Consider the following 6,167-nt stretch of genomic DNA (forward strand, 5'->3'; position numbering starts at 1 on the left):
TCGTTCCGCCGATTGTGCGCTACGCTTAACGAATATGACGGCGCGGAGTAGCAATCATGGAACGGAAAGGCATTATTGCCGCAGGCAACATGCTGGTCGATCATGTCCACCAGATCGGGCAGTGGCCGGAGCGCGGCTGGCTGGTGGAAATTGTCCATAGCGAACGCGCCACCGGCGGCGCGCCGCTGAATGTCCTGCTGACCCTGGCCAAAATGCACGCCGGGCTGCCGCTGCAGGCGGTCGGCCTGATTGGCGAGGATAACGATGGCGACTACATCACCGCCATGCTCGATCAGTACCATATCAATCGCCAGCTCGTACAGCGCACCAGCTCCGCCCCCACCTCGATGACCCAGGTGATGACCGACGCCGAAGGCCAGCGCACTTTCTTTCACTCCCCCGGCGCCAACCGCCTGCTTGATCTCCCGGCTTTTGAGCCGCTGGATGCGCCGCTGAAAATTTTCCATCTCGGCTATCTGCTGCTGCTCGAAAGCCTCGATCGCCCCGATGAAGTGTACGGCACCCGCAGCGCGCGACTGCTGGCGCAGATGCGCGAGCGAGGCTATGAGGTGTCCCTCGATCTGGTGTCGCGCAAGGGCGACCCGCGCTACCGGCCGCTGGTCCTGCCGGCGCTGAAGCATCTTGACTACCTGACCATCAATGAACTGGAAGCCAGCGAGTTTAGCGGGCTGGAGATTCGTCTACCCAACGGCGAGCCGCACGTCGCCAATATCGCCCGCGCCGCCAGCGCATTGCTTGACGCCGGCGTACGCCAGCGGGTAGTGATCCATTGTCCGGAGGGGGCATGGGGCGTCTCCCGTACCGAAGCCGGGCGCTGGGTACCGTCATGGCGGCTGCCGCCGGAGGAGATTATCGGCAGCGTCGGCGCGGGGGACGCCTTCTGCGCCGGCCTGCTGTACGGCAGCCACGAACGCTGGCCGTTAACCGCCAGTCTGCAGCTGGCTCACGCTTGCGCCCGCGCCAGCCTGCAGGCCGCCAATGCGATCGACGGCGCCAAAACGCTCCCTGAGCTGCAGGCGTTTATTCAGTTGCAGAATGTTTAGATCGAGTAGATCCCGCTATCAGGGCGATGCCACAGGAGAACGGCGTGTCATGGCGAGAAAAGGGATACGGTTTATTCAAATCACGCCTGTTTTACGCTGAGTTCAACAAGGGCGGGCCAGGTAACTAACTGCGCCACTCGGCCAGCACCTTTTCCAGTTTATCTAATGACTCAGCGCGTTTTATCGCTGGCATCTGATGAATATTGCGCAATTTCCACTGCACGGCAGGCAAATCCTGAATACGCATTTCCGGCGCTAAACGCCAGTCTGGTTCGCCTCGTTTAAATGACAGTAAAAAATCGACATCCTGTTGTGTGAAACAGGATTTTAACGCAGCAATCATCCTGTTGGGGACTGCTGTCAGTTCCTCCAGGGCTATCGTCTCAAATGTCATCCCGCTGAATTCACGGTAAAAAGGTTCAGCAATATCTTTCCAGCGAGGATTCAGCACTTCAGCCAGAGGCCGATTATGGCTCAGTAAATACGCGATAAACCCATTGAAAATGGGACGGTCAAGCTCCTGCGCATCAAGAAGTAATTTCACGTCATAAAAATCTCTGGGATGCTGGCGATCCAGCGCCGCGCATAATTTTCCACCGTAGAGGTCAGGCAACGAAACCACTGGAAGGCTGGCATAGCCAAAAACGTCCTCTACCGCCCCCACCACTTCTCGCTCCTGTGGTGGATATAATGTTCCCCGGGCGACCGGTGAAACCTCTATCTTTATTTGCGCGCTATCGGTAGTAACAATGACACGCATCTCATCTGAACGATTAGCTTGTAATACAGCGCTCATACCTGCCTGTTGTTGCAGATTGGCGGCAATACGTGCAAGCGCATCCCGTATATGAGGTAAAGCGATGGCTCTGCTTTCCAGGGGCACCCAGGCGAGGTCGATATCCACCGATAATCGAGGGAAATCGCGGATAAAGAGATTGATGGCAGTGCCACCTTTCAGCGCAAATTCCCGTTCGACAGCAACATAGGGTAAAACCTGCATTAGCAGAGCAACCTGCCGATAATAAGGCGCCTGTATATCCATATTTTTTATTCCTTTTGAAAGCGTTCAGGCACTGTGATTTGGTATTGAGCATTGAACTTTCCATTTTCCACGATTTGCCGCTTGCCCGCTCCCAGATCGATTTTTTGGCTATCGATTCGTTTGAGCCAGCCATGCTCGTAAAAACTGGCGAAGAAGAGATACAAACGCTTGGCCTGCACGGACTGGCTGACGGAAAGAAGATACTCTACTTTACGAGGATTAAGATTAACCAGCCCCTGGAAAAGCTCTGCAGCGTGGTTAAATGAGAGGGTCCCCGGCACCGCGCTCAGCAACTCGTAAGCAGCCAGTTCTGGCGCACTGCCGATGAGTTTTTTCCCTTTTATATCAAGCGTTACACGGTATCTATCATCCAGCACCGGCAGTTTTTTCCCCGATATGACTATCCACTCCACACCCGGGAATTCCCTGAACCATTTCGGCAGCAGCGCTTTATTTTCCACACTAAGCCAGCACTGGTTTTGTTTTAGCTGTAGATAGTGTGAACGGCCCTGCCAGACTAAGCTACTGAGCCCCGCAACATACACCGGAGCGGCAAGCTGATTTTGCAAACATGCTAATGCATCGTTCCACTCCGGCTCACGTCCCGCACGCGCATATACGCCGTTGCCTCTTTTTTTTAACCAGCCACTTTGCGCGTATTTAAAGGCCAGAGAGGGAGAGATGGCATGCTGGCTTAACCAGGACTGAAGGATCACATCTCCGGGAGCGCTGTTTTGCAGCAGCCAGTTTAATTTTGTTGCCATAGATTAACCCAGAGTGTCACTTTAATAAAAAAAGTAAACTCCCTGCGCCAAATAAAGTCAACAGCGGGTTGGCAGCAAACCCGCCCTACGCCGCCTTCTCGCTGTGGGTCACGTCGGCGGAAAAGACATAGCCCAGACCGCGCAGGGTTTTAATCAACGTCGGCTGATGCGGGTTGAGCTCAATTTTGCGCCGCAGGCGCATGATCAGCACATCGATGGTCCGGTCGAATACCTCGGTGCTTTCGTTATGGGTCAGCGCCAGCAGCTGTTCGCGATTCAATACCCGGCGCGCGTTCTGCGCCAGCGCCAGCAGCAGGCCATATTCTCCCTGGGTCAGCGGGATCGCCTGCTGCTGCGGGTTATACAGTTCACAGCGCGTGGTATCCAGCCGCCAGCCGTTAAACGTCAGGCCAGCACCGGCGCCCGACGCCTCGCCGGCCAGCGCCCCGCTGCGTCGCAGTACCGCTTTCACCCGGGCGACCACCACCCGCGAGCTGAACGGTTTGGCGATGTAATCATCGGCGCCCATCTCCAGGCCCACCACCACATCAGACTCACTGCCCAGACCGGAGAGCATCACCACCGGCAGCTCAGGCCGCGTGCGCTGCAGCTGCTGGAGCACCTGCAGGCCATGGGTATCCGGCAGGATCATATCCAGTAAGACCAGCGCGATATCCGCCCGCTGCGCCACCGTCGTCAGCGCGTCGTTGCCGGTCTGGCTGACAAGCACTTCAAACGCGTGCGCGCCGAGCACATCGCTGAGCAGCTCGCCCATTGCCCTGTCATCATCCACCACTAAAATGACTGGTTTCATTTTTGCCTCTGCCCGCCGGGAATTAGTGTCAGTCTGATCGATTCTGCAAGCCTGCGCCGACAAATTCCTCTCCCGGTGACATTTTTTCAAGCGCCGTCACATCTCCAGGGTATCGACACGTCAAATCTGTCGACAGGCTGTTTTTCGTCAGCATTCCGCCCAAAAAACCCGCGTATCATCAAGGAATACCCACAATGAAAATATGGCATAGAAGATGCATAGTGACGGCGCGATAGCGCAAACGCGCCCATTGAATAACTGGAGCAAGACCGATGAAAAAAGTCGTCACGGTTTGCCCGTATTGCGCATCAGGTTGCAAAATCAACCTGGTGGTCGATAACGGCAAAATCGTTCGGGCTGAAGCGGCGCAGGGGAAAACCAACCAGGGAACCCTGTGCCTGAAGGGCTATTATGGCTGGGACTTCATTAACGATACCCAGATCCTAACGCCGCGCCTGAAAACCCCCATGATCCGCCGTCAACGCGGCGGCAAGCTGGAAGCCGTCTCCTGGGACGAGGCGCTGGATTACGTCGCCACCCGCCTCAGCGCCATTAAAGCCAAATATGGCCCGGATGCGATCCAAACCACCGGCTCCTCCCGCGGCACCGGTAATGAAACCAACTATGTGATGCAAAAATTCGCGCGCGCCGTTATTGGTACCAATAACGTCGACTGCTGCGCTCGCGTCTGACACGGCCCTTCGGTTGCAGGTCTGCACCAGTCGGTCGGTAACGGCGCCATGAGTAATGCCATCACGGAGATTGATAACACCGATCTGGTGTTTATCTTCGGTTACAACCCGGCGGATTCCCACCCTATCGTGGCGAATCACGTCATTAACGCTAAACGCAACGGGGCGAAAATTATCGTCTGCGACCCGCGCAAAATTGAAACCGCGCGCATCGCCGATATGCACATTGCGCTGAAGAACGGCTCGAACATCGCGCTGCTCAACGCCATTGGCCACGTGATTATTGAAGAGGATCTGTACGATAAATCCTTCGTCGCCAGCCGTTCCGAAGGCTTCGAGGAGTATCGCAAAATCGTTGAAGGCTATACGCCGGAGTCGGTGGAGGAGATCACCGGGGTCAGCGCCCAGGAGATCCGCGCCTGCGCCCGGATGTATGCCAGCGCCAAATCCGCCGCCATCCTGTGGGGCATGGGCGTCACCCAGTTCTACCAGGGCGTGGAGACGGTGCGGTCGCTGACCAGCCTCGCGATCCTCACCGGCAACCTCGGCAAGCCGAGCGTCGGCGTCAACCCGGTACGCGGCCAGAACAACGTTCAGGGCGCCTGCGATATGGGTGCGCTACCGGATACCTATCCGGGCTATCAGTACGTCAAGTTCCCGGAGAACCGCGAAAAATTCGCCAAAGCCTGGGGCGTGGAAAGCCTGCCTGCGCATACCGGCTATCGCATCAGCGAATTGCCGCACCGCGCGGCGCACGGTGAAGTGCGGGCGGCGTACATTATGGGTGAGGATCCGCTGCAGACCGACGCCGAACTCTCGGCGGTCCGCAAAGCGTTCGACGATCTGGAACTGGTTATCGTCCAGGACATTTTCATGACCAAAACCGCCTCCGCGGCTGACGTCATCCTGCCGTCCACCTCGTGGGGCGAGCACGAAGGCGTGTATACCGCAGCGGACCGCGGCTTCCAGCGCTTCTTTAAAGCGGTGGAGCCGAAGTGGGACCTGAAAACCGACTGGCAGATCATCAGCGAAATCGCCACCCGGATGGGCTATCCGATGCATTACAATAACACCCAGGAGATCTGGGACGAGTTGCGGCATCTGTGCCCGGACTTCTACGGCGCCACCTACGAGAAAATGGGTGAGCTCGGCTATGTCATGTGGCCGTGCCGCGATGAGTCCGACGCCGATCAGGGAACGTCGTATCTGTTTAAAGAGAAGTTCGATACCCCGAACGGACTGGCGCAGTTCTTCACCTGCGACTGGGTCGCGCCGATCGATAAGCTTACCGATGAGTACCCGATGGTATTGTCGACGGTGCGCGAGGTCGGCCATTACTCGTGCCGTTCAATGACCGGTAACTGCGCGGCGCTGGCGGCGCTGGCGGATGAACCAGGCTATGCGCAAATCAACACCGCCGACGCCGAACGGCTAGGCATTGAAGATGAAGAGCTGGTATGGGTCAATTCGCGTAAGGGGCGCATCATCACCCGCGCGCAGGTCAGCGATCGGCCGAATAAAGGCGCGGTGTACATGACCTACCAGTGGTGGATCGGCGCCTGTAACGAACTGGTCTCAGAGAACCTGAGTCCGATAACCAAAACGCCGGAGTACAAGTACTGCGCGGTCAACGTTGAGCGGATTGCCGATCAGCGCGCCGCGGAACAGTACGTGATCGACGAGTACAACAAGCTGAAATCCCGCCTGCGCGAAAGCGCGATGGGTTAAGGTTCGGCGGTCTGACCCGGCTCGCGCGATGCGTAGGCCGGGTCAGGCGCAGCCGCCACCCGG

Annotated in this window: 5 protein-coding genes; 2 read left to right on the top strand and 3 right to left on the bottom strand. The window is 57.2% G+C overall.

The window, feature by feature from the left end; translation table 11 throughout:
- The first annotated feature begins 56 nt into the window (after window positions 1–56).
- The gene (locus HMPREF3140_RS14755; protein WP_004178300.1) at window positions 57–1,064 is read left to right on the top strand and encodes a carbohydrate kinase family protein; all 1,008 of its coding nucleotides are present in this window, start codon (window positions 57–59) and stop codon (window positions 1,062–1,064) included.
- A 124-nt stretch (window positions 1,065–1,188) separates the two neighbouring features.
- On the opposite strand, the gene HMPREF3140_RS14760 is transcribed toward HMPREF3140_RS14755, so the two are convergent.
- The 3 genes from HMPREF3140_RS14760 to HMPREF3140_RS14770 all read right to left on the bottom strand — a co-directional run bounded on the left by HMPREF3140_RS14760 (window position 1,189) and on the right by HMPREF3140_RS14770 (window position 3,684).
- The gene (locus HMPREF3140_RS14760; protein ID WP_004146663.1) at window positions 1,189–2,106 is read right to left on the bottom strand and encodes a nucleotidyl transferase AbiEii/AbiGii toxin family protein; all 918 of its coding nucleotides are present in this window, start codon (window positions 2,104–2,106) and stop codon (window positions 1,189–1,191) included.
- Between the two features lie 5 nt (window positions 2,107–2,111).
- Entirely contained in the window at window positions 2,112–2,870 is a 759-nt protein-coding gene (locus HMPREF3140_RS14765; protein WP_004177809.1) for a type IV toxin-antitoxin system AbiEi family antitoxin, read from the bottom strand.
- A gap of 85 nt (window positions 2,871–2,955) precedes the next feature.
- The gene (locus HMPREF3140_RS14770; protein WP_002885152.1) at window positions 2,956–3,684 is read right to left on the bottom strand and encodes a response regulator transcription factor; all 729 of its coding nucleotides are present in this window, start codon (window positions 3,682–3,684) and stop codon (window positions 2,956–2,958) included.
- 272 nt (window positions 3,685–3,956) lie between these two features.
- On the opposite strand from HMPREF3140_RS14770, the gene HMPREF3140_RS14785 reads away from it, so the two are divergent.
- Window positions 3,957–6,104 (top strand): formate dehydrogenase H subunit alpha, selenocysteine-containing, encoded by a 2,148-nt coding sequence (locus HMPREF3140_RS14785; protein ID WP_012737173.1) that lies wholly within the window; start codon window positions 3,957–3,959, stop codon window positions 6,102–6,104.
- Window positions 6,105–6,167: the final 63 nt, after the last annotated feature.

This window comes from Klebsiella sp. HMSC16A12 (genome assembly GCF_001808265.1).
Classification (GTDB): domain Bacteria; phylum Pseudomonadota; class Gammaproteobacteria; order Enterobacterales; family Enterobacteriaceae; genus Klebsiella; species Klebsiella pneumoniae.